At 61.3% G+C, this 18,375-nt stretch carries 20 protein-coding genes and 1 tRNA gene; 10 read left to right on the top strand and 11 right to left on the bottom strand.

Features of this window, described 5'->3' with window-relative positions:
- Positions 1 to 12 precede the first annotated feature (12 nt).
- A complete protein-coding gene (locus ENJ54_09215) occupies positions 13 to 657 on the bottom strand; it encodes a peroxiredoxin (protein HFC10010.1) in 645 nt (214 codons plus the stop codon).
- A 556-nt stretch (positions 658 to 1,213) separates the two neighbouring features.
- Positions 1,214 to 2,410 carry a glycine C-acetyltransferase gene (locus ENJ54_09210; protein HFC10009.1) on the bottom strand — a complete coding sequence of 399 codons (1,197 nt, stop codon included), beginning with the start codon at positions 2,408 to 2,410 and terminating at the stop codon, positions 1,214 to 1,216.
- 81 nt (positions 2,411 to 2,491) lie between these two features.
- On the opposite strand from ENJ54_09210, the gene ENJ54_09205 reads away from it, so the two are divergent.
- The 3 genes from ENJ54_09205 to ENJ54_09195 are packed head-to-tail and all read left to right on the top strand — an operon-like array spanning position 2,492 to position 6,349.
- Entirely contained in the window at positions 2,492 to 4,066 is a 1,575-nt protein-coding gene (locus ENJ54_09205) for a hypothetical protein (GenBank protein ID HFC10008.1), read from the top strand.
- An 11-nt stretch (positions 4,067 to 4,077) separates the two neighbouring features.
- Positions 4,078 to 5,562: a hypothetical protein gene (locus tag ENJ54_09200; GenBank protein ID HFC10007.1), complete on the top strand. Its 1,485-nt coding sequence runs from the start codon at positions 4,078 to 4,080 to the stop codon at positions 5,560 to 5,562.
- A 16-nt stretch (positions 5,563 to 5,578) separates the two neighbouring features.
- Positions 5,579 to 6,349 carry a TrmH family RNA methyltransferase gene (locus ENJ54_09195; GenBank protein ID HFC10006.1) on the top strand — a complete coding sequence of 257 codons (771 nt, stop codon included), beginning with the start codon at positions 5,579 to 5,581 and terminating at the stop codon, positions 6,347 to 6,349.
- A gap of 34 nt (positions 6,350 to 6,383) precedes the next feature.
- On the opposite strand, the gene ENJ54_09190 is transcribed toward ENJ54_09195, so the two are convergent.
- The 5 genes from ENJ54_09190 to ENJ54_09170 form a co-directional block, all read right to left on the bottom strand.
- Positions 6,384 to 6,458, bottom strand: a tRNA-Gln gene (locus ENJ54_09190).
- A gap of 66 nt (positions 6,459 to 6,524) precedes the next feature.
- On the bottom strand, positions 6,525 to 6,857 hold the full coding sequence (gene rsfS / locus ENJ54_09185; protein HFC10005.1) for a ribosome silencing factor: 333 nt from the start codon (positions 6,855 to 6,857) through the stop codon (positions 6,525 to 6,527).
- Between the two features lie 88 nt (positions 6,858 to 6,945).
- Complete coding sequence (thpR, locus tag ENJ54_09180; GenBank protein ID HFC10004.1) at positions 6,946 to 7,548, bottom strand: RNA 2',3'-cyclic phosphodiesterase; 603 nt, start codon at positions 7,546 to 7,548, stop codon at positions 6,946 to 6,948.
- 18 nt (positions 7,549 to 7,566) lie between these two features.
- On the bottom strand, positions 7,567 to 7,953 hold the full coding sequence (locus ENJ54_09175) for a response regulator (protein HFC10003.1): 387 nt from the start codon (positions 7,951 to 7,953) through the stop codon (positions 7,567 to 7,569).
- Between the two features lie 6 nt (positions 7,954 to 7,959).
- Positions 7,960 to 8,253, bottom strand: a complete 294-nt coding sequence (locus ENJ54_09170; GenBank protein HFC10002.1) for a hypothetical protein — start codon at positions 8,251 to 8,253, stop codon at positions 7,960 to 7,962.
- Positions 8,254 to 8,454: 201 nt separating this feature from the next.
- Between ENJ54_09170 and ENJ54_09165 the strand changes: the two genes are divergently transcribed.
- The 4 genes from ENJ54_09165 to ENJ54_09150 are packed head-to-tail and all read left to right on the top strand — an operon-like array spanning position 8,455 to position 11,846.
- Positions 8,455 to 9,423, top strand: a complete 969-nt coding sequence (locus tag ENJ54_09165) for an aldo/keto reductase (GenBank protein HFC10001.1) — start codon at positions 8,455 to 8,457, stop codon at positions 9,421 to 9,423.
- Entirely contained in the window at positions 9,420 to 9,989 is a 570-nt protein-coding gene (locus tag ENJ54_09160) for a 3'-5' exonuclease (GenBank protein HFC10000.1), read from the top strand. The genes ENJ54_09165 and ENJ54_09160 overlap by 4 nt, the downstream gene beginning before the upstream one ends.
- A 2-nt stretch (positions 9,990 to 9,991) precedes the next feature.
- A complete protein-coding gene (locus ENJ54_09155) occupies positions 9,992 to 10,885 on the top strand; it encodes a methyltransferase domain-containing protein (protein HFC09999.1) in 894 nt (297 codons plus the stop codon).
- A complete protein-coding gene (locus tag ENJ54_09150) occupies positions 10,854 to 11,846 on the top strand; it encodes a DegV family protein (GenBank protein ID HFC09998.1) in 993 nt (330 codons plus the stop codon). Before ENJ54_09155 ends, ENJ54_09150 begins: the two co-directional genes overlap by 32 nt.
- Positions 11,847 to 11,938: 92 nt before the next feature.
- Here the strand turns inward: ENJ54_09150 and ENJ54_09145 are convergent, their stop codons facing one another.
- Together ENJ54_09145 and ENJ54_09140 are read right to left on the bottom strand one after the other, a co-directional pair.
- Positions 11,939 to 13,552 (bottom strand): NAD(P)H-hydrate dehydratase, encoded by a 1,614-nt coding sequence (locus tag ENJ54_09145; GenBank protein HFC09997.1) that lies wholly within the window; start codon positions 13,550 to 13,552, stop codon positions 11,939 to 11,941.
- A 101-nt stretch (positions 13,553 to 13,653) separates the two neighbouring features.
- The gene (locus tag ENJ54_09140) at positions 13,654 to 14,106 is read right to left on the bottom strand and encodes a D-tyrosyl-tRNA(Tyr) deacylase (GenBank protein HFC09996.1); all 453 of its coding nucleotides are present in this window, start codon (positions 14,104 to 14,106) and stop codon (positions 13,654 to 13,656) included.
- Between the two features lie 145 nt (positions 14,107 to 14,251).
- On the opposite strand from ENJ54_09140, the gene ENJ54_09135 reads away from it, so the two are divergent.
- From ENJ54_09135 to ENJ54_09125, 3 genes are read left to right on the top strand one after another with little or no spacing between them, the layout of a single operon-like run.
- Positions 14,252 to 15,037 (top strand): hypothetical protein, encoded by a 786-nt coding sequence (locus ENJ54_09135; GenBank protein HFC09995.1) that lies wholly within the window; start codon positions 14,252 to 14,254, stop codon positions 15,035 to 15,037.
- A 31-nt stretch (positions 15,038 to 15,068) separates the two neighbouring features.
- Entirely contained in the window at positions 15,069 to 15,803 is a 735-nt protein-coding gene (locus ENJ54_09130) for a glycosyltransferase family 2 protein (protein HFC09994.1), read from the top strand.
- A complete protein-coding gene (locus ENJ54_09125; GenBank protein HFC09993.1) occupies positions 15,784 to 16,410 on the top strand; it encodes a ribonuclease HII in 627 nt (208 codons plus the stop codon). The genes ENJ54_09130 and ENJ54_09125 overlap by 20 nt, the downstream gene beginning before the upstream one ends.
- 2 nt (positions 16,411 to 16,412) lie before the next feature.
- Here the strand turns inward: ENJ54_09125 and ENJ54_09120 are convergent, their stop codons facing one another.
- Together ENJ54_09120 and ENJ54_09115 are read right to left on the bottom strand one after the other, a co-directional pair.
- Positions 16,413 to 17,615 carry a murein L,D-transpeptidase gene (locus tag ENJ54_09120; protein ID HFC09992.1) on the bottom strand — a complete coding sequence of 401 codons (1,203 nt, stop codon included), beginning with the start codon at positions 17,613 to 17,615 and terminating at the stop codon, positions 16,413 to 16,415.
- 42 nt (positions 17,616 to 17,657) lie between these two features.
- Positions 17,658 to 18,185 carry a hypothetical protein gene (locus tag ENJ54_09115; GenBank protein ID HFC09991.1) on the bottom strand — a complete coding sequence of 176 codons (528 nt, stop codon included), beginning with the start codon at positions 18,183 to 18,185 and terminating at the stop codon, positions 17,658 to 17,660.
- Positions 18,186 to 18,375 lie beyond the last annotated feature (190 nt).

Here is an 18,375-nt window from a genome sequence, read left to right as displayed (position 1 = left end):
AGGTTGGGGAGGTTATTTTTGCTCTTTGTAGCAGAACCACCAGTCGTAGCAGTCGAACTGCTTGGGGCGCTCGGCGGCAGTCTTGACATCACTGGCGGGCGGCACAATGACCTTGTCGCCGATGAGTTCGTTGTTGGGCCAGTTGGCGGGCATAGCCACGCCCTGGGCGTCGGAAACCTGGAAGGCTTTGACCATGCGCAGAATTTCATCCATGTTGCGCCCCAGTTCTTGCGGGTAGTAGAGAATGGCGCGAATGATGCCCTTGGGGTCAACGATGAACACGGCACGCACGGTGTTGGTGCCTTTGCCGGGGTGAATCAGCCCCAGGGTTTCGGCCACCGCGCCGGTGTCGGCAATGATGGGGAATTCGATTTTCGCGCCCAGTTTTTCTTCAATCCATTCTTCCCACTTGATGTGGGCGAAAACCTGGTCAACGCTCAGGCCAATGAGTTCGGTGTTCAGTTTGCGGAATTCGGGGTAGCGCTTTTGGAAAGCGTAGAACTCGGTGGTGCATACTGGCGTGAAGTCGGCGGGGTGGCTGAAGAGCACGAACCACTTGCCTTTGAAGGCTTCAGGCAGGTTGAGTTTGCCGTGGGTGGTGACAACTTCCATTTGAGGGAACGGGTCGCCAATAAGGGGCATGCGTTTGATTTCCATGGTACTTCCTCCTGTGTGAAGTTATTTGGAATGCGTATAAAGTTATTACGCTTATAGTTTACTTGTGAGGTCGCTTTTTGTCAAGCCGTGGCAGGGCGAGAAAATTTTTCTAACGCTTTTCTAAGAAAGTCGCGGTTCGGATAAGCGCGTGGCGCGGAGTTGCGGAGCAATCGTTGAAGCACGGCTGCCCAAAGGGTGAAGTTAGGGGCCAATGCTCACCTCAAATATGTGATGTTCGTCACTAACGCATTTCGGCGGGAAGGGTAGAATAGCAGCGAGTTGTGCGAGCCGAACGACGAGTGTGTTTTCCTCCTTCCGAGTTGGTCGGGTATGCCCCAGGCGAGGTGTGCGCCTGGGGCGTGCTCGTTAATGCGTTCTCGAACCACATCTCAGTTATTACCGAAGGCACCATCCGCCCTGCTGGTGGCGAATCTTGCCCATTCCCTGCTGAGCCTTGCCGAGGAGTCTAAACCCAACATCTGAGTTGATTATGCGTTAAAAAGCAGCGACCTGACACACTGTCAGGTCGCTGGGAGGGTTTGCTGGAGGGCGTTGGTTACGAAATCACGCCCAGTGCCCGGCCCACTTTGGCAAAGGCTTCGAGGCCTTTGTCGAGGTCTTCTTTTTCATGGGCAGCGGAAATCATCACCCGGATGCGGGCCTTGCCTTTGGGTACGGTGGGGTAGCCAATGGCCATCGCAAACACGCCTTCCTCAAAGAGACGGCGGCTGAATTCCTGGGCTAAGGTGGCTTCCCCTAACATGATGGGCGTAATGGGGGTGACGCTTTGGCCGGTATCAAAGCCCAGGCGCTTCATCTCGGCTTTGAAGTAGCGGGTGTTTTCCCAAAGTTTGTCCACCAGGTCGGTGGATTCTTCCAACAGGTCGACCGCGGCCAGGCAGGCGGCGGTGTCGGGCACGGTCATGGCCGAGGAGAAGAGGAAGGGGCGACCGCGTTGCCGCAGCCATTCCACGATTTTGGCGTTGCCGGCCACCACGCCGCCCACCACCCCAAAGGCTTTGGAGAGGGTGCCGACTTCGATGTCGACTTTGCCGTGCAGGTCGAAGTGGTCCACAATGCCGCGGCCGCCGCGCCCTAACACGCCTTCGCCGTGGGCGTCGTCGACCATCAGGATGGCGTCGTAGTTTTTGGTGACTTCGTAGATTTTATCTAAGGGCGCGATGTCGCCGTCCATGCTGAAGACGCCATCGGTGACGACCAGTGCGTGGTTGAATTCATGGCGGTGGGCTTTGAGTTTGGCTTCCAGGTCGGCGGGGTTGCAGTGTTCGTAGCGGATGATTTGGGCGCGCGAAAGGCGGCTGCCGTCGATGATGCTGGCGTGGTTGAGTTCGTCGGAGAAAATCGCGTCGCCCCGCCCGACCAGCGCCGGGATGGTGCCCAAGTTGGCGTTGAAACCTGACTGGAAGGTGATGGCGTCTTCCACGCCCTTGAACGCGGCCAGGCGCTTTTCCAGTTCCACGTGCAGGCTCATGGTGCCGGCAATGGTGCGCACCGCGCCGGGGCCTACCCCGTATTTTTCGATGGCCTCTTTGGCGGCCTGCACCAACCGGGGGTGGTTGGCAAGCCCAAGGTAGTTGTTGGAGCAGAAGTTGAGGGCCTTTTTGCCGTCCACGACCAGCCAGGCCCCTTGCGGCGATTCCAGCGTGCGGATGTGGGTGTAGAGCCCGCTTTCCCGCAGTTTTTGGAGTTCGTCTTCAATCCATTGCAGTTTGGGAGGAAGTTCGGTTTCCATCGCGGTACCCTCGTGAGATGGGATGGGTGTTACGCTTTCAGTATAGCACAAAGGCAGCCGAGGGGCTGTTACAATAGAGCCATGACGGCACACATTCGCTGGCGATGGTTGTTGGGCGGCGCGGTGCTGCTCGCCGTGGCCTGGAAGGTTTTCTGGCTGTGGCAGCAGGCCTTCCCGTTCAATGCCGACGAGGCGGTGGTGGGCTTGATGGCGCGCCATATATTGCAGGGCGGGCGCCCCACTTTCTTTTACGGTCAGGCTTACATGGGGAGCCTGGACGCCTTTCTGGTGGCGGCGGGTTTTGCAGTGTTGGGCGCGTATGTGTGGGTGATTCGCTTGGTGCAGGTGCTGCTCTATGCCGGGACGGTAGTGTTGACCGCGGCGCTGGCGTGGCGGCTTTTTGGCCATTGGGAAAGTGCGCTGGCCGCGGCGCTTTTGATGGCCGTGCCCACGGTGAATATGACGCTTTACACCACGGTGAGCCTGGGGGGGTATGGTGAGGCGTTGTTATTGGGCACGGCGCTGTTGTGGCTGGCGCTGGGGGAAGGTGTTGAGCGCCCTGCCGGGGCTGCGCTGTGGGGCGTGTTGGCTGGCGTGGGCTTGTGGGCTTTTGGCCTGACCTTGGTGTATGCTGTGCCCGCGGGCTTGTTTTTGCTGTTCCGTTGGCGGCGGCTGGGATGGCAGCGCAGCGCGTTGTTGGCGGCGGCAGCGTTGGGCGGCGCGGTGGTGGGCGCGTGGCCGTGGTGGGCTTACGGCCTGCGGCACGGTTGGGCGGCGCTGTTGCGCGAATTGACCGGCAGCGCTGTGGCGGTGGAGCATGTTGGCTGGCTGGCACGCGCGGCCCGTCATGCCCTTTATGCCCTGCTGTTTGGCTTGCCAGTGACGTTGGGCTTGCGTCCGCCGTGGGGTGTGCGTTTGCTGGCGCCGGTGTTGGCTGTAGGGGCGGTAGGGGCGTATTTCGCCGCGGCGATGCTGTGGTGGCGGGCGGGGCATTCCTGGCGGAAAGCATGGTGGCTGCCTCTCGGGGTTGTGCTGGCCGTTGGGGCGGGTTTTGTGTTGACGGCTTTTGGTACTGACCCGTCAGGGCGCTATTTCCTGCCGGTCACGCAAATGCTCTTTTTGGGGCTGGCGGGCGCTTTCCCGCGCCTGCGGTGGCGGGGAAGGCCCCTTGGCTGGGGGGTGGTGGGCTTCCTGGTGCTGTTTTATGCTGTCGGTACGGCCCAGGCCGCGGCGAACCCTTACCGGATGACCACCCAGTTTGCCCCTGATGCCCGTCTTGCCCCCGATGCTGTGCCCCAGTTGGCTGCGTTTTTGGAAGCCCACGGCGAGACGCGCGGCTATACGACTTATTGGGTGGCCTACCCCCTGGCTTTTTTGACCGCTGAGCGCCTGATTTTCGTGCCGCGCTTGCCTTATCATCGTGATTTGCGCTACACGCCGCGCGACGACCGCTACCCACCGTATGACGCGCAGGTGGCGGCAGCGCGTCGGGTGGCACTGGTGGTGCCGCAGCATCCCCGGCTGGAAACTTGCTTGCGGGCGCTACTGCGCCAGCATGGGGTGACCTGGCAAGAGGCGGTGGTGGCTGATCATGTGGTTTTTTATGCCCTTGATGCGCCCCTGCCGGGTACAGTGCTGAGCGCCTGCACGCGTTGAACGAGGAGTAGATGATGGAAGATGAACGACGCCGTACTCTGGAACGCTTTTTGGCTGTGCTGACGCTCCTGATGGTGATGGCGATGGCAGGGCGTTATACCGTTTCGCCGGATACGTGGTGGCACCTGAGCGCCGGCAAATGGATTTGGGTGCATCATGCTCTGCCAAACGTTGACCCTTTTTCGTATACTCGGTTGGGCGAGGCGTGGCATTACCCAGGCTGGCCGGTTGAGTTGCTGATGTATGGCTTGTATCGCCTGGGGGGGCTGGGGGCGCTGAATGTGGCCGTGGCGCTCACTGTAGTGGCCGCGTGGGGGCTGGTGTGGCTTACTTTGCGGGAACTGGATGTGTCGGTGCATCCGTTGATCAAGGCGGCGGCAGTGACGTTGGGGGCAGCAACTTCGGCCATTTATTGGAGCGCCCGTCCGCATTTGCTTTCCTTTTTGCTTTCGGCGTTGTTCCTTTGGCTATTGGCGCGTGCCAGGCGGCGCGGCGCTCGCTTGCTTGTTTGGTTGCCTTTTTTGATGGTGCTGTGGGCCAATGGGCACGGTGCGTTTATCATGGGGCTGGTATGGTGGGGCGTGTATTGGGCGGCTGCTTTGTTGCGGTGGGGCGTACGGCGTTGGCGGGAAGGCCCGCAAGCGGCGGCGGCTGCCTGGCGGTGGTTACTCGCCCTCACGGCTGTGGGGGCGGCGCTGGTGCTGGCTGTTTTGGTGAATCCTTATGGCCTGGAAATGTATGGCTACCCGTTCAAGACGCTGGGTATTCACGCCCTGCGCAAGATTTCGGAATGGCAGGCCCCCGATTTCCATAAATCGTCGTTGCTTCCCATGCTGACGCTGCTGGTGGCTTTGCTGTGGGTGGTAGGGGCTTCGGCTCGCCGCATCACGTTAGAGCATGCGTTCCTGGTGGGCGGCATGCTGATGATGGCCCTGACGGCTGTGCGCAATGTGGCCTTGTTTGCGGTGGTGGCCGTGCCGATGTTGGCCCGCCATGCCGAATTCCTGCGGCGGGATGTGACGGCCTGGCTGCCTGCACGGGAAGAGCGCCCGCCTGCTCCCATTCACCCGCGACTCAACCTTGCCCTGATTGGCCTCGCGGCGTTGGTGGCTTTTGGCAAGGTAGGGGTCATGGCACTGCCTCAGGTGAACGCCAGCGCCACGGCGAAGAATTTCCCGGTGGGGGCTGCGGCATTTCTGGAAACTGAGCGTCCGCAGGGCCGCCTTTTCAACGATTATGGCTGGGGTGCATATTTGTTGTGGGCGGCGCCCGATTACCCGGTCTTTATCGATGGCCGCGCCGATTTGTATGGCGACGAGATCATTGGGCAATGGTTGCGGGTTGCAGAAGTCAAGCCCGGTTGGGAGGCGGTGTTGGATTACTGGGATGTGCGCCTGGTGCTGATGCCGCCCGATACGCCGTTGGGCAGGTTGTTGCTCATCCGCGGCTGGCGGGTGTTGTATCGCGACCACATCAGTGTGCTTTATGGACGCTAAGTTGTAAGGAGGAGGCATGGACGTTGCTTTACGCCGTGAGTTAATTGCCTTTTTGGGACAGTTTGTCACCGAAAACAAGCGCCGCAAAATTGCCGAGGTGCTGCGTTGGCGAACGCGCTACATCACCTTTATGTTGGAAGACATTTATCAGCCTCAGAATGCCAGCGCAACCCTGCGCACGGCCGACGCGCTGGGCATTCAAGATGTTTACATTGCCGAGAACTGGAACGCCTACAAGGTCAACCCCGATGTGGCGCTGGGGGCGCACAAATGGGTCGATTTGCATCGCTTCCGCAGCCCGTGGGGAGCAGCCGATCCCGCCGCGCTGGAGCGCCAGCACGAGATGCCAGCGGAATTCCCGGCAACGGCAGCCGCGTTGGAAGCCCTGCGGGCGCGCGGTTATCGCATTGTGGCAACTTCGCCCCACGGCGAGGCCTGGAGCCTGGAAGACGTGCCGCTGGATAGGCCCCTGGCTTTCCTTTTCGGCAATGAGCGAGAAGGGCTTAGCCCCTACGCTTTGGAACATGCCGATGCTTCGTTACGCCTGCCCATGTACGGTTTTGTCGAAAGTTTCAACATTTCGGTGAGTGTGGCGATAACGCTTTCGCATTTGCGGGCGGCACTGCATCGCGCCGAAGCCCCCTGGCCGTTGAGCGAGGCTGAGCGGGAAGAATTGACGTTGCGCTGGTATCGGCGGATTGTGGAACGGCACGCGGTGTTAGAGCGGGCGTTTTACCGCCGCCGTGGCTTGCCGTTGCCGCCAGAACTGGCTGACCCTGTCCCCTGAAACGAAAAACACCCGGCCACAATGGTCGGGTGTTTGGCTGGGGGCGGAGGACTCGAACCTCCACATACGGATCCAGAGTCCGCTGTCCTGCCGATTAGACGAGCCCCCAACAGCGGGCGTCATTCTACCACAGGCGTGGAGAAGCGTCCAGTTTTTTGGCGGCAAAAAAAGGGCTTTATTGGACGTGCAGCAGCGTTTTGCCTTCAGCCCACAGGTCTTCCAGACGGTAGTAAGCGCGTAGGTCGGGGGCGAAGAGATGTACGACGACTTCGCCGAAGTCGACCAAAATCCAGCCCGAGCGGGCGGTGCCTTCGACGCGCCCATGAATTTTGGCGCTGCGACCTTCGTCGAGGACGGCACGGGCGAGGGCGTCGAGAAGGCGGTCGTTGCCGCCTGAGCAGATGACGAAGTAGTCGGCGAAAGGGGCCAGGTTGTGAATGTCCAGAAGCACGATGTCTTCCCCCTTGTGCTCTTCCAGGGCGTCCACGAGGTGGTGAGCAAACGTCAAAGCGTCCAAGCGACCTCCTTGGTTGGGGCGGTGTTTCGCATAGTCAGAAAAGGCGAGCCTGACGGCTGCCTGCGGCGGAGAAATGGGGCTAAACCACCGCAGGTGGGGTTTCGGCGTTGAGTGAAGTGGTAAACAGGCGGGTGTAAACCGCGCCGTGGGGTTGCAAATCGCTTCGGTAAAGGTGTACTTCGGTGACGCGAGTGCTTCCCAGAAAACCTACGGTGGTTTTCTGAAGCACGTGGCTGATGTCGCGCACTTCAGCGCCGGTGGCGTTGCGTGAAACCCGCGCGAGCGTCAGATGCGGCTGGAAGGGGCGGCGCTCGGTGGTGTAGCCCAGTTTTGCCATCGCATGGTCAATGCCGCGCTGGAGGGCGACCAGTTCGTCGGGGGCTTCGATGCCCACCCAAATCACCCGTGGCCGTCGGATGTCGGGAAAAGCGCCCAACGTGCCCACACCAAATTCAAAGGGGCGGTGGCTTTCCACTTCCCCGGCAAGCAAGTGGGTGAGCATGCGCAGGTTGTGTTCTGAGACGTCGCCCAGGAACTTCAGCGTCAGGTGGATGTTCTTGGGAGGCACCCACCGGATGGGGTAGGGTTGGAGCTGTTGCTGAAGTTTGTGCGAAACGCGGGAAAGGCGCTGGCGGACTTCTTCCGGCAAATCGATGGCAATGAAAGCGCGAATGACACTCATCAGGCGACCTCGCAAAGGTTATGTCGTGTTGACTGCCAGCACTTCTTCGATGGCGCGCTGGAGTTCGTCGAACCTCACGGGTTTGGTGAGGTACAGGTTGGCACCGGCTTGCATCCCTTCTTCGATTTCCAGCGGGGTGCTTTTGGCAGAAAGCAAAATCACCGGCAGCGCTTGCAAGCGGGCATCGTTACGGATTTCCCGCAAGACGTCCAGGCCGGAGATGTCTGGCATCATGATATCTAAAATCATGGCGGCAGGCTTGGTGTGGCGTAACGCGGCCAGCACCGTGTGCGCCCCGTGGTAAAGGCGCACGCGATAGCCGCTCAGGCGCACCATTTCGGCCAGCATGTCGGCAGTGTCGTTGTCGTCTTCGACGATGAATATCTCGAGGGTAGTGCTGCTCATTGGCTGTCATTCATCCTCAGCATTGTGGATTTCGGGGCTGTGGCGATAAGGCGCTTTGCGCCCGACCAATGCCCGATTGAGCAAGTCGCCAATGTCTTCGACGGCGACCTCGATTTCATGATGCACCAGGTAATCCAGCGTTTTGAGCTCTTTGATGAGGGCCTGCAGTTCCTGCCGATAGGCTTGCAGCGTATGGTGGCCGGGCTCTTTCTGCAATGCCTCGGCGCTGGCATGGGCGCGGGTGATGGCTTCCAGCGAGCGGCGGATGTCTTCAGCCATTTGTTCCCATTCGCCGTTCATTGTGGCCTCCTTGCCTTTCCAAGGCTCTCGCTTACACTTTAGCATAAGATACCCTGGAATGCAAGGCTAAAATTGGGCGATGTTGGGGCGCAAGGGACGCAACGGGAGGGGGTGGTAAGGCTTGCCTCTGGAGACGGAAAATGCGGAATGGCTGGTATAATTTAGGTCATTCTAACGCTTAGTTTCTGCCAGGAGGTTAAAATGCATTACCGACGTTTGGGTCAGTCGGGGATCAAAGTAAGTGAAATTTCTTATGGGGCGTGGGTCACTTTTGGCAATCAACTTTCCCAGCAGGAAGCCACCGACCTCGTGCATGCAGCGTATGACCGCGGCATCAATTTCTTCGACAATGCCGATGTGTATGCCCGCGGCCAGGCGGAGATCATCATGGGAAAGGCCATTCAAGGCTTGCCGCGTGAGGGCTTGGTGCTTTCCAGCAAGGTGTTTTGGCCTACGATGCCTGGGCCCAACGGACGCGGCTTGTCGCGCAAGCACATGAGCGAGTCGCTGCATGCTTCGCTGCGGCGCTTGCAGACCGATTACCTGGATATTTATTATTGCCATCGCTTTGACCCCGATACGCCGGTGGAAGAGGTGGTTTACACGATGAACATTTTCATCCAGCAGGGGAAAATCCTCTACTGGGGCACCTCGGAATGGACGGCAGCGCAGATTGTGGAGGCCGTGGGCCTGGCGCGTCAGCACCACCTCATCCCGCCGGTGGTGGAGCAGCCGCAGTACAACATGCTGCACCGCCGCCGCGTGGAAATGGAACTCGCACCGGTGGCTCGGCGCTTTGGCATTGGCCTGACCACGTGGAGCCCGCTTTATTCCGGCATTCTGACGGGCAAGTATAACGATGGCATCCCCGAGGGCAGCCGGGCCTCGCTGGAAAACATGGGCTGGATTCGCGACCGGATTACGCCCGAGGTGATTGCAAAAGTGCGGCAACTTTCTGCTTTGGCTGCCGACCTGGACATCACCACAGCCCAACTGGCTATCGCCTGGCTGCTGCGCCGCAAAGAGGTCTCCAGCGTGATTACCGGCGCGACCCGCATGGACCAACTGGAAGAGAACCTGGGTGCCGCCGAGGCTTTAGACAAACTCGGCGATGAGGTGCTGGAGCGCATTGAGGCCATTTTGCAAAATGCACCGGAGGAAGATGCATGAGCCGCTGGGATGCCATTCGGCAGGCCAAAGCGTGGCTGAAACGGCAACCGGTTTACCTGGATACCGAAACCACCGGCCTGGATGAAGGTGCGGAAGTCATCGAAATTGCCATTGTGGATGCCGATGGCCGCCCGTTGGTCAACACGCTCATTCGCCCGCAAGGTGAAGTGCCGCCCGATGCGTCGCGTGTGCACGGCTTGACCACGACCATGTTGCAGGGCGCGCCCACCTGGCCGGAAGCATGGCCGCAAATTCAGGCCGCGATGGCAGGTCGTTTGGTGTTGATTTACAACGCCGATTACGACGTGCGCCTGATGCAGCAAACCGCCGCCCGCTATGGCATGGCTTTTGAAGTGCCAGGGGCGGAGTTCGGCGATTTGCTGATGCTCTATTCCGAGTTCAAGGGCCAGCGCGCGCCCGATGGCAGCCTGCGACGCTGGCGGTTAGAGCAAGTGGGGCGGGAGTTGCGCATTCCCATCCCCAACAGCCATCGCGCCCTCGATGATACCTTGCTGGCGCGCGAAGTCCATCGCAAGATTGCCGCTCAAGCCTTACCGTGGGGGTAGCCGTGCGGAAACCATCATGGTGGTTGACGGTGCTTTGGTTCTTACTGGCGTTGCTGCCTCTGCCTGCGCTGTGGGGCCGGGCAGCGCCGCGGGCCGTGGGGCTGGCTTTCCTGCTTCAGGCGGCGCTCTATTTCGGCGTGGGTTATCTGGGTAGTGGCCGCTTGGGATATGGCACGGCTTTGCTGGCGACAGCGATGTTGGGCGGTGCCCAACTGATGTTGCGGGCGGTTTGGTTGGGCAGCCTCGGTGTGTGGTGGGGCGTCTTGCTAATTGATTTCGCGGCGGCGCTTGGGGGGGCGTTGCTGTGGCGCTGGCGGGCCTCGCATTACGGCGCGGATTTCCATTTTGACCTCATTGCCCCCTGGTACGAGCGCCTGATTCACCCGCAAGACCCGCACCATTTGCTGGAAGTGCTGCAACTGGCTCCCGAGCATCGCGTGTTGGATGCCGGCGGCGGCACCGGGCGGGTGGCGCAGTTCTTGAAGCCGGCGCGGCAGGTGGTGGTGGCTGATCTCTCGGTGGGCATGTTGCGCTATGCCCTGGAAAAGGAGGGCTTGCAGGCCGCCGCAGCCCTTACCGAGCAATTGCCTTTCCCTGATGGTACATTCGACCGCATTGTGATGGTTGATGCCCTGCACCACGTTTTCGAGCAGGAAGCCAGCGTGCGAGAACTCTGGCGCGTGCTGGCGCCCGGTGGGCGCCTGGTCATTGAAGAGCCTGATTTCAACTTGCCCCTGGTCAAGGCCTTGGCGTTGGGCGAGAAGGTGCTTTTGATGCGCTCGCACTTCTTGTTGCCGCAGCAAATTGCGGCGTTTTTGCCCCCGGAAGCCAGGGTGGAAGTCGTGACCACCAGCGGCATGGCCGATGTCGTTGCGACCAAGCCTGCCCAGGCATAAGTGCAACGGTTGCTCAGGACGCAGGAAGCGCATAGGCACCGCATCTCTTGACGGGATGCGGTGTTTTTCTTTGCAGACCCTTTGGAAGGAGAAACCCATGACTATTGCATTTGTAACCGATAGCACCGTCAATATGCCACCGGAAATGGCCGCTGCTTATGGCATTGAGGTCGTTCCCGTGTATGTGATGTTTGGGGAAACAGCCCTGAAGGATTATGAGGAGATCGCGCCAGACGAGTTCTATCGTCGGCTGCAAACCTTCAAGCAGGAAACCGGCAACATGCCGACGACCTCGCAGCCTTCGCCGGAGGACTTCCGGCGGGTGTACGCACGCCTGGCTGAGGAAGGTTACACCGACGTGATCTCCATCCATGTCACGGCCAAGGCTTCGGGCACCTGCCAATCGGCGGAACTGGCCGCGCAGATGGTCTCTGACCGCATTCGGGTACACGTGGTGGATAGCGAAACAACCTCGATGCAGATGGGCTTCATGCTCATCGAGGCCGTGGAAGCCGTGCGAGCGGGCGGCGGCCTCGAAGAAGCCCTGGCGGCCATCGCGGCGGTCAAAGCGCATTCCCGTTTGTTTTTCACGGTGACCGAAGTGGAGCACCTGACGGCCTCAGGCCGTACCCAGGGGGCGGAGGCCGCTGCCCAGGCCGCGGTGCAGGTGAAGCCAATTGTCGGCTTGCTGGATGGCGTGCCCAAGGCTGTGGCCACCGAGCGCACTTACCGCGGCGCGTTGAAGCGAGTGTTGGCGTTGCTGCAGGCGGCTAAGGGGGAAAGCCCCGTCAAGCGGATGGCGGTGGTGCATGGTGGCATCGAGGCCAAGGCGCGCGCCTGGGCGCCGGAAGCCGCTGCGGCGCTGGGCTTTGAGGGCGACCCGTTGGTGGTGGATTTTGGCCCGGCTTTGGCCGTGCACTTCGGCCCTGGTTTGCTGGGCGTGACAGTGCAATGGGAATAAACGGGCAGCAGTTTTTTCATGGGAACGCAGCGAGGCGCCTTTCTTCCCAAGGGCGCCTCGCTGCTCAAGAGGGCAAAGCCTGATCGCGGCGATTAGCCGTAACCGATGGCGTTGAACACGCGCGGCAGGGCGTCGGCGACTTCCCGCGCCAGCACGCTTGCCGTGGTGCCTGTGTTTTCCCACGCGAAAAGCCCGGCCTGGGCATGTAGCCAGGCCCCGGCAACGGCGGCTTCCCACGGCGACAGCCCTTGCGCCAGCAGCCCCACCACCATGCCCGCGAGCACGTCGCCGCTGCCCGCGCGCGCTAACGCCGGTGTGGCTACCGGAATGACCGCCGTCTGGCCGTCGGGGCTGGCGACCACGGTGCCCGCGCCTTTCAGCACCACAATGTGCCCCCACGCTTTGGCGTATTTTTCGGCCGCAGCCAACCGGTCGGCCTGGATGGCTTCAGGGGTGCTGTTGGTGAGGGTAGCCATTTCGCCGGGGTGAGGCAGCAAAACTGCCGGACCGGGCAGGCGCTGCGGCCAATCGGGCAGGCGGGCCAGCAGTTTGAGCGCATCGGCTTCGACCACCAGCGGCGGCAGGTGGTTCTCGCTGGCTTTGGCGTTGTTCTCGGCGGGCACGAAGCCCAGCGTTCCCCGCCCCTGGCGTTTGGCGCCCAGGAGCCGCGCCAGAAAATCGGCGGTGGCTTGCTCTTGCCCCAGCCCGGGCCCAAGCAGCAGTGCGGTGGCGCGCGGCAGGGCTTTTTGCAGCACGTCGGCCGCATCTTCGGCCAAAACCCCCATTTCGTGAGGCAGTAACAGCCAGGCGGCTTCTGGCAAAGCGCCGGCCAGCGCATTGTGGAGTGGGGTTGGAGCGGCCAGGGTCACGCGCCCTGCACCGGCGCGGTAGGCGGCTTTTCCGGCCAGCAGGGGCGCGCCGGCGAAGTTGACCGAGCCCGCTGCAATGAGCGCGTGGCCGAAGAGGCCTTTGTGGGCTTCGGCAGGGCGCGGTGGAAGGAGGGCGCGCACCATCTCGGCTTCGGCCCAATAACGGTGGATGGCTTCCCAGGCAGGCAGCCCTTCGGGCAGGCCAATATCCACGGCCACAACGTTCCCCACCAGCCCTAACGCTGGCATCTGGGCCATGCCGACCTTGGCGGCAGCCATGGTAACGGTCAAGTCGGCGGGCAAGGTGGCTTCGGCAGCCTCGCCGGTGTCGCTGTCAATACCGGAGGGTACGTCAACAGCCACGACGATGACGCCGTGAGCCGTGGCGGCTTCTTTGGCCGCGGCTAAAATGCGGGCGGTTTCTGCGCGCAGTGGGGGGCGTGCTCCGGTGCCCAGCAGGCCGTCGAGCAGCACGGCATGGTCGGCAATGGCGCGGCGGAGGGTTTCCTGACGCGGATCGTCGGCGGCTTCCAGAATCCACCCGCCACCGTGGGCGACGCGCGCCACGAGCGGGTCATTGGGGCGTGGCCGTGCGAGATAGGCGGCCACCTGCCATCCCAGGCGCTGTAATTCGGCCAGCGCGACCAGCGTATCACCGCCGTTGTTGCCGCCGCCGACCAACCCTAAAACGGTGTGCTCGGCCAGTTGGGTGTAGGCTTCGGCCACCACGCGCGCCAGACCCACCCCTGCGGCTTCCATCATTTGGGCGTAGGTCCAGCCGTGGGCATCGGCCTGTTGTTCGATGGCGCGCATTTCTTCCACTGTAACCAGTTTCATGACTGCCTCCCGGCAAGGTTGAGCCTTGCGGTGTTGTTGTACCACACGCTGGAGGAATTGGAAAGAGAGGATGCGGCTTTTCGGAGAAGCCGGTTCTCCATTTACGGCTGAGGGTGTTCCCGTTCCAGCCAAATGGTCACCGGGCCGTGGTTGCAGAGTTCCACATGCATGTGGGCACCAAATTCGCCGGTTTGCACGGGCACGCCTTCGGCCTGAAGCAGTGCGGCAAAGCGTTCCACCAGCGGGCGGGCGTGTTCCGGCCGCGCGGCCGCGACAAAGGCCGGCCGGCGACCTTTGCGGGTGTCGGCATAGAGGGTGAATTGGGAAACGACGAGGGCTTCGCCCTGGGTGTCCAACAAAGAACGGTTGAGTTTGCCTTCTTCATCTTCGAAAATGCGAAGATGGGCAATTTTGTGCGCCAGATAACGGGCCTCTTCTTCGGTGTCGCTGTGGGTGATGCCCACCAGCAGCACGACGCCTGGCCCGATTTCGGCAATGGGGTGCCCGCCAACCAGCACGCGCCCCCATTTTGCACGCTGAAGTAAGACGCGCATTTTGGCCTCCTGGAGTGGGGTGGAACGAGAGAAATGCGGGCTTTGCTGCCCGGACTTCTGTATTGTACCCAAAAGCGGAGCGTATTGCCTTCTTCTGCTATAATACGAGCAGCACACCGAGGCCTTTTCTCGCGAGGAATATGCCATGAAACTCATTGACCTTTCACCGCTCAAGCCCAAGCGGGGGCAGCAAAAGGCGGACTGGGCAACCCGTTTGCAGGCGATTTTGAAGCACGGTTGGAAGTGGTACCAGCGCCATCAGGCTGAAGATACCGTTTTGCGGGTGCTGGCTGGCGTGTTGGATAACCGCTTTACGGTGGTGCGGGGGTTTCGCCTTCCGGGCGAAGAAACGCCGTTGCCGCCGGTCGTGCTGGGGCCGCCGGGTGTGTTTTTGCTCTACGTTTGGCCGAAAGCGGGTTTTTTCCGCATTCGGGAAGGCCAGTGGGAGGTGATGCAGGGTGGTAATCGTCGCTATCGCCCCGGCAAACCGAATATGGTGCAGGTGATCAAAGATTTGAGCGCGGGGGTGGCGGCCTTTTTGGAAAAGAAGACCGGCCAACCCGTCAAGGTGACGCCGCTAATGGTGTTCGCAAACACCGGCGCCGATGTAGATGCTGTGCGTCCCGACGTGACGCCTTTGCTGCTGGATGGCTTGAAGCGCCATGCTCTCAAGTTGACCAAGGCCGAGACTGTGCTCACCCCCACCGATTTGCTGAACCTGACCGACGCTTTTCGCCCTAAACCCCTGGTGGCTACACGCCCCAAGCCGCAGCGTCGCCGCAAGGCCGCTGCGCCCCCTAAGGCTGTGCGCAAGGCCGAGCGGTATTTCAACTTTACCCCGCGCCAGTGGGCTGTTTTGGGTGTACTGGCAGCGTTGGTGCTTCTGACGTTCATGTGCGCTATCCTCTACATCCTTGCCACCGCCACCTGATGGTGGTTTGCCCCCTGCCCACACGTGCCTTATGCCCCCATTTCTCTCCATTGTCATTCCGGCACACAATGAGGCCCGTCGACTTCCCGGCACCTTGCAGAAGGTGCTGGGTTTTCTTGCGCAACAGCCCTATCACGCCGAGGTGGTAATCGTGGAAAACGGCTCGACCGACGCTACCTTGGCGCTGGCCCGCCGTTTTCAGGAAGCCCACCCTGAGGTCGTCCGCGTGTTCCACGAAACGCGGCGGGGGAAGGGGCTGGCGGTGCGTCGCGGGATGCTGGAAGCGCGCGGCGAGTATCGCTTTTTGGCCGACGCCGATTTGTCGATGCCCATTGAGGAATTGCCGCGCTTTCTGCCGCCCCAGTTGAGCGATTTCGATGTGGCGATTGCCTCGCGCGAGTTGCCGGCTTCCCGGCGGGTGGGAGAGCCGGCCTATCGGCATATCGTCGGCCGGGCTTTCAACCTTATGGTGCAGGCGCTGGCGTTGCCGGGTTTCCGCGATACCCAGTGTGGCTTCAAGTGCTTTCGTGGCGCCGTGGCGGAAGACCTTTTCCGTCATCAGACGCTGGAAGGCATGTCTTTCGATGTTGAAATTCTGTTCATTGCCCGGCGGCGCGGCTATCGCGTGGTGGAAGTGCCCATTACCTGGTATTTCGACCCCGATAGCCGGGTGCGGTTGGTGCACGATTCGTTGGGTATGGCGGTCGATTTGTTGACCATCCGCTGGCGGGCATTGAGGGGACGGTATGACGCGCCCGAGACCTGATTTGCACCTCGAAAGAGCGTTGTGGGAAAGCGGTTATCGCTATGTGGCGGGCGTTGATGAGGCTGGCCGGGGGGCGTTGGCGGGGCCGGTTGCGGCGGCAGTGGTGGTTCTGCCCCCCTCGCTGGAACCCGATGCGCTCGCGGGCGTGTTTGATTCCAAGATGATGACCCCCGCCCAGCGGGTATTCTGGGCCCGGAAGGTGCAAGAAAAGGCGCTGGCCTGGGCGGTGGGCTATGCTTCGCCAGCCGAGATTGATGCCTGGGGCATTTTGCCCGCACTTTACGTCGCGGTGCAGCGGGCGTTGGGGTGGCTGCGCCCCGCGCCCGATTTTTTGCTGCTGGATTATTTGCGGCTGCCGACGTGCGTTTTGCCTCAGGTGGGGGTGGTGCGGGGCGACCAGCAGGTGCTGAGCATTGCCGCGGCCTCGGTGCTGGCAAAAACCCATCGCGATGCCTGGATGGAACGGTTGGGCAAGCGTTACCCACAATACGGGCTGGCGCAACACAAAGGTTACGGCACGGCACAGCATCGTGCGGCGTTGGCGCAATATGGCTTTTCCCCCGTGCATCGGCACACTTTTACCGGCAACCGGCGGCGCAAGCCCTGAGGCTACGGCCCGCCCCCGCCGCCTTCCAGGGGCGTTTTGCCGGAAGGATCCCAGACGTACACCATGTCGCCGATATGCGCCCATTCGTATAGCCAGTGAGCGTCAGCGATCGTCAGGTTGACGCAGCCATGAGAAGTACGATAGCCGAAATAGTCATGCCAATATGCGCCGTGGAGTGCCCGGCTTTCGTCGTAATACATCGTCCACGGCACATCGTCCAACTGATAATAATCGGAACGGTCAGCGGCAAAAGCCCCCCGCATACGCGTGCTTGGAAGTTTTTTGTAGATATGGAACACGCCGGGCCTGGTCCAAAACGGTGGACGGCCGGTCGATACCAGCGTGGCGAAAACCATCCGACCGTGCTCGTAAGCCGCCAGCGTTTGCTCGAAGAGATTGACTTCAATCCATCGCTCGCCGCTCACGTCTTCCGGTGGGCTTTGCCGGGGGAAAACCAACGCCAGCAGCCGCTGCGGAATCCATTCGTTGGGGGCAATCATGTACCATTTCATCCCGTTGGCTTCGCGTGTGTCGTAAACCTGCACGATGTCGTAGCGGTTAAGCCGGTGGTGGGTGTAATCTTCGTGGGTGTAGCCGGGGGTCTGCTTGGTTTTGAGGGGCTGTAACACCCATCCAAAGGGGTGTGAAGGCGTGCGTCCCAGAATCACCCCGCGGAATTTGGAAGGTGCGACGGCCCACAGGTCGTTTTTGCGCATCCACCAGCCTTCTTCGTCCACCAGGTAGAAGAGTTTGCCCTGATAGGAAGCAGTGCGGTAGTAGGAAACGTACACAAACCCTGGTGGAAGTTGACGCCCGCGGGTGCCCGCGGCGGCGTCTTTCAGGCTGGGGTAAAGCGTCCGCCCACCGTCACGCAGCACCTGGGCGTAATGCCATTTGCCGGGGAGGCTATCCCACGAAGAGGGAAGCGGATGGGCAGGCAGAGGTTGCGGGGGATAGGTGTAACCCAGTGCGGCCATGTGGCTGAGGTAGGCTGAAGGACCCCAGGGCGCGCAATCCACGGCATAATCGGCAGGGTAAACGCCGGGGGAGCACAGCACCGGCACGGTGGGGGAAGTCGCCGGCGTAGGGGTTGGCGTGGGTGTAGGAGGGACCGCGCGCACCACAGCCGTTTGGGAAAACAGCACAGCGAGGAAAAGAAAAGCCGTCCCCAGCAGGGCGGCTGTTGACCAGTGGTGGGCTTTCATGCGGGGGATTATACCATGTGGCGCATAGCGCTTTGCCGGAAGTCACCCTGGGGGCGGTGGATGGTCTTGGCCCTCGTGCATGACCCACAGCGCCAGGTCGGGGTAGCGGGCCACCATGCGTAGGATGAGGCGGATGAGGTCCTCTTTTTTCCAGTGGGCAAGGGTGGCGGCCAGCGGTGGCGCGGGGGCAAAGGCTTCGGGGTGAGTATGCCACAGGAGCAGCACCGCGGCCACATGCTTGCAGCGCCCCGCGCTGCCCACGGGGCATGTGCAACGGGCGTGGAGGATGCTGCCGTCTTCGCCCAGACGCACCTCTACCTGATAGGGCAAAACGGCTTGTCCCTGGCACAGGGCTTCTAACACACGCTCTTGCCGCCGTGGATGGCGCACGCGCCCCTCGCGTGCGTAAACCTCGCCGCGCCGGTAGGCAGTTTCTCCCACCCAGCGGCGAATTTCGGCGGCAAAGTCAGATTTGCTTCGCACGTTCTGCCCTCCCTTCCGGTAAAATAATACCACTTTTCCCCACGTGGGCGGAGCCTGAGCAGTGGGCCTTGTTATTGAGAGGTGCAAAAACTGGTTGGCTCAATCCTCGCTATCGGCCTTCCTTACCTTCGAGTTGAGGATTCATGCCACAACGAATCCCTCCCTCCGGCCACCGTCGCGGCCCAGTTGCAGTGCAGCAGCAGCGGCGGCTGGTGCCGCGATAGCGCCGTGGTGGCCATCACCGGCAGCGAACCCCTTTCCGGCTACACCATCACTG

The sequence above is a fragment of the Chloroflexota bacterium genome (assembly GCA_011322445.1).
Taxonomy (GTDB): Bacteria; Chloroflexota; Anaerolineae; order Anaerolineales; family DRMV01; genus DRMV01.
The sequence above is the reverse complement of the archived record's forward strand: the minus strand, read 5'-3'. Positions and strand labels throughout refer to the sequence as shown.

Coding starts and splice junctions, on each gene's coding strand:
- ENJ54_09215 (HFC10010.1), bottom strand. CDS start 657: ATGGAAATCAAACGCATGCCCCTTATTGGCGACCCGTTCCCTCAAATG.
- ENJ54_09160 (HFC10000.1), top strand. CDS start 9,420: ATGAGCCGCTGGGATGCCATTCGGCAGGCCAAAGCGTGGCTGAAACGG.
- ENJ54_09205 (HFC10008.1), top strand. CDS start 2,492: ATGACGGCACACATTCGCTGGCGATGGTTGTTGGGCGGCGCGGTGCTG.
- ENJ54_09175 (HFC10003.1), bottom strand. CDS start 7,953: ATGAGCAGCACTACCCTCGAGATATTCATCGTCGAAGACGACAACGAC.
- ENJ54_09170 (HFC10002.1), bottom strand. CDS start 8,253: ATGAACGGCGAATGGGAACAAATGGCTGAAGACATCCGCCGCTCGCTG.
- ENJ54_09130 (HFC09994.1), top strand. CDS start 15,069: ATGCCCCCATTTCTCTCCATTGTCATTCCGGCACACAATGAGGCCCGT.
- ENJ54_09125 (HFC09993.1), top strand. CDS start 15,784: ATGACGCGCCCGAGACCTGATTTGCACCTCGAAAGAGCGTTGTGGGAA.
- thpR (HFC10004.1), bottom strand. CDS start 7,548: ATGAGTGTCATTCGCGCTTTCATTGCCATCGATTTGCCGGAAGAAGTC.
- ENJ54_09120 (HFC09992.1), bottom strand. CDS start 17,615: ATGAAAGCCCACCACTGGTCAACAGCCGCCCTGCTGGGGACGGCTTTT.
- ENJ54_09165 (HFC10001.1), top strand. CDS start 8,455: ATGCATTACCGACGTTTGGGTCAGTCGGGGATCAAAGTAAGTGAAATT.
- ENJ54_09145 (HFC09997.1), bottom strand. CDS start 13,552: ATGAAACTGGTTACAGTGGAAGAAATGCGCGCCATCGAACAACAGGCC.
- ENJ54_09210 (HFC10009.1), bottom strand. CDS start 2,410: ATGGAAACCGAACTTCCTCCCAAACTGCAATGGATTGAAGACGAACTC.
- ENJ54_09140 (HFC09996.1), bottom strand. CDS start 14,106: ATGCGCGTCTTACTTCAGCGTGCAAAATGGGGGCGCGTGCTGGTTGGC.
- ENJ54_09150 (HFC09998.1), top strand. CDS start 10,854: ATGTCGTTGCGACCAAGCCTGCCCAGGCATAAGTGCAACGGTTGCTCA.
- ENJ54_09200 (HFC10007.1), top strand. CDS start 4,078: ATGATGGAAGATGAACGACGCCGTACTCTGGAACGCTTTTTGGCTGTG.
- ENJ54_09135 (HFC09995.1), top strand. CDS start 14,252: ATGAAACTCATTGACCTTTCACCGCTCAAGCCCAAGCGGGGGCAGCAA.
- ENJ54_09195 (HFC10006.1), top strand. CDS start 5,579: ATGGACGTTGCTTTACGCCGTGAGTTAATTGCCTTTTTGGGACAGTTT.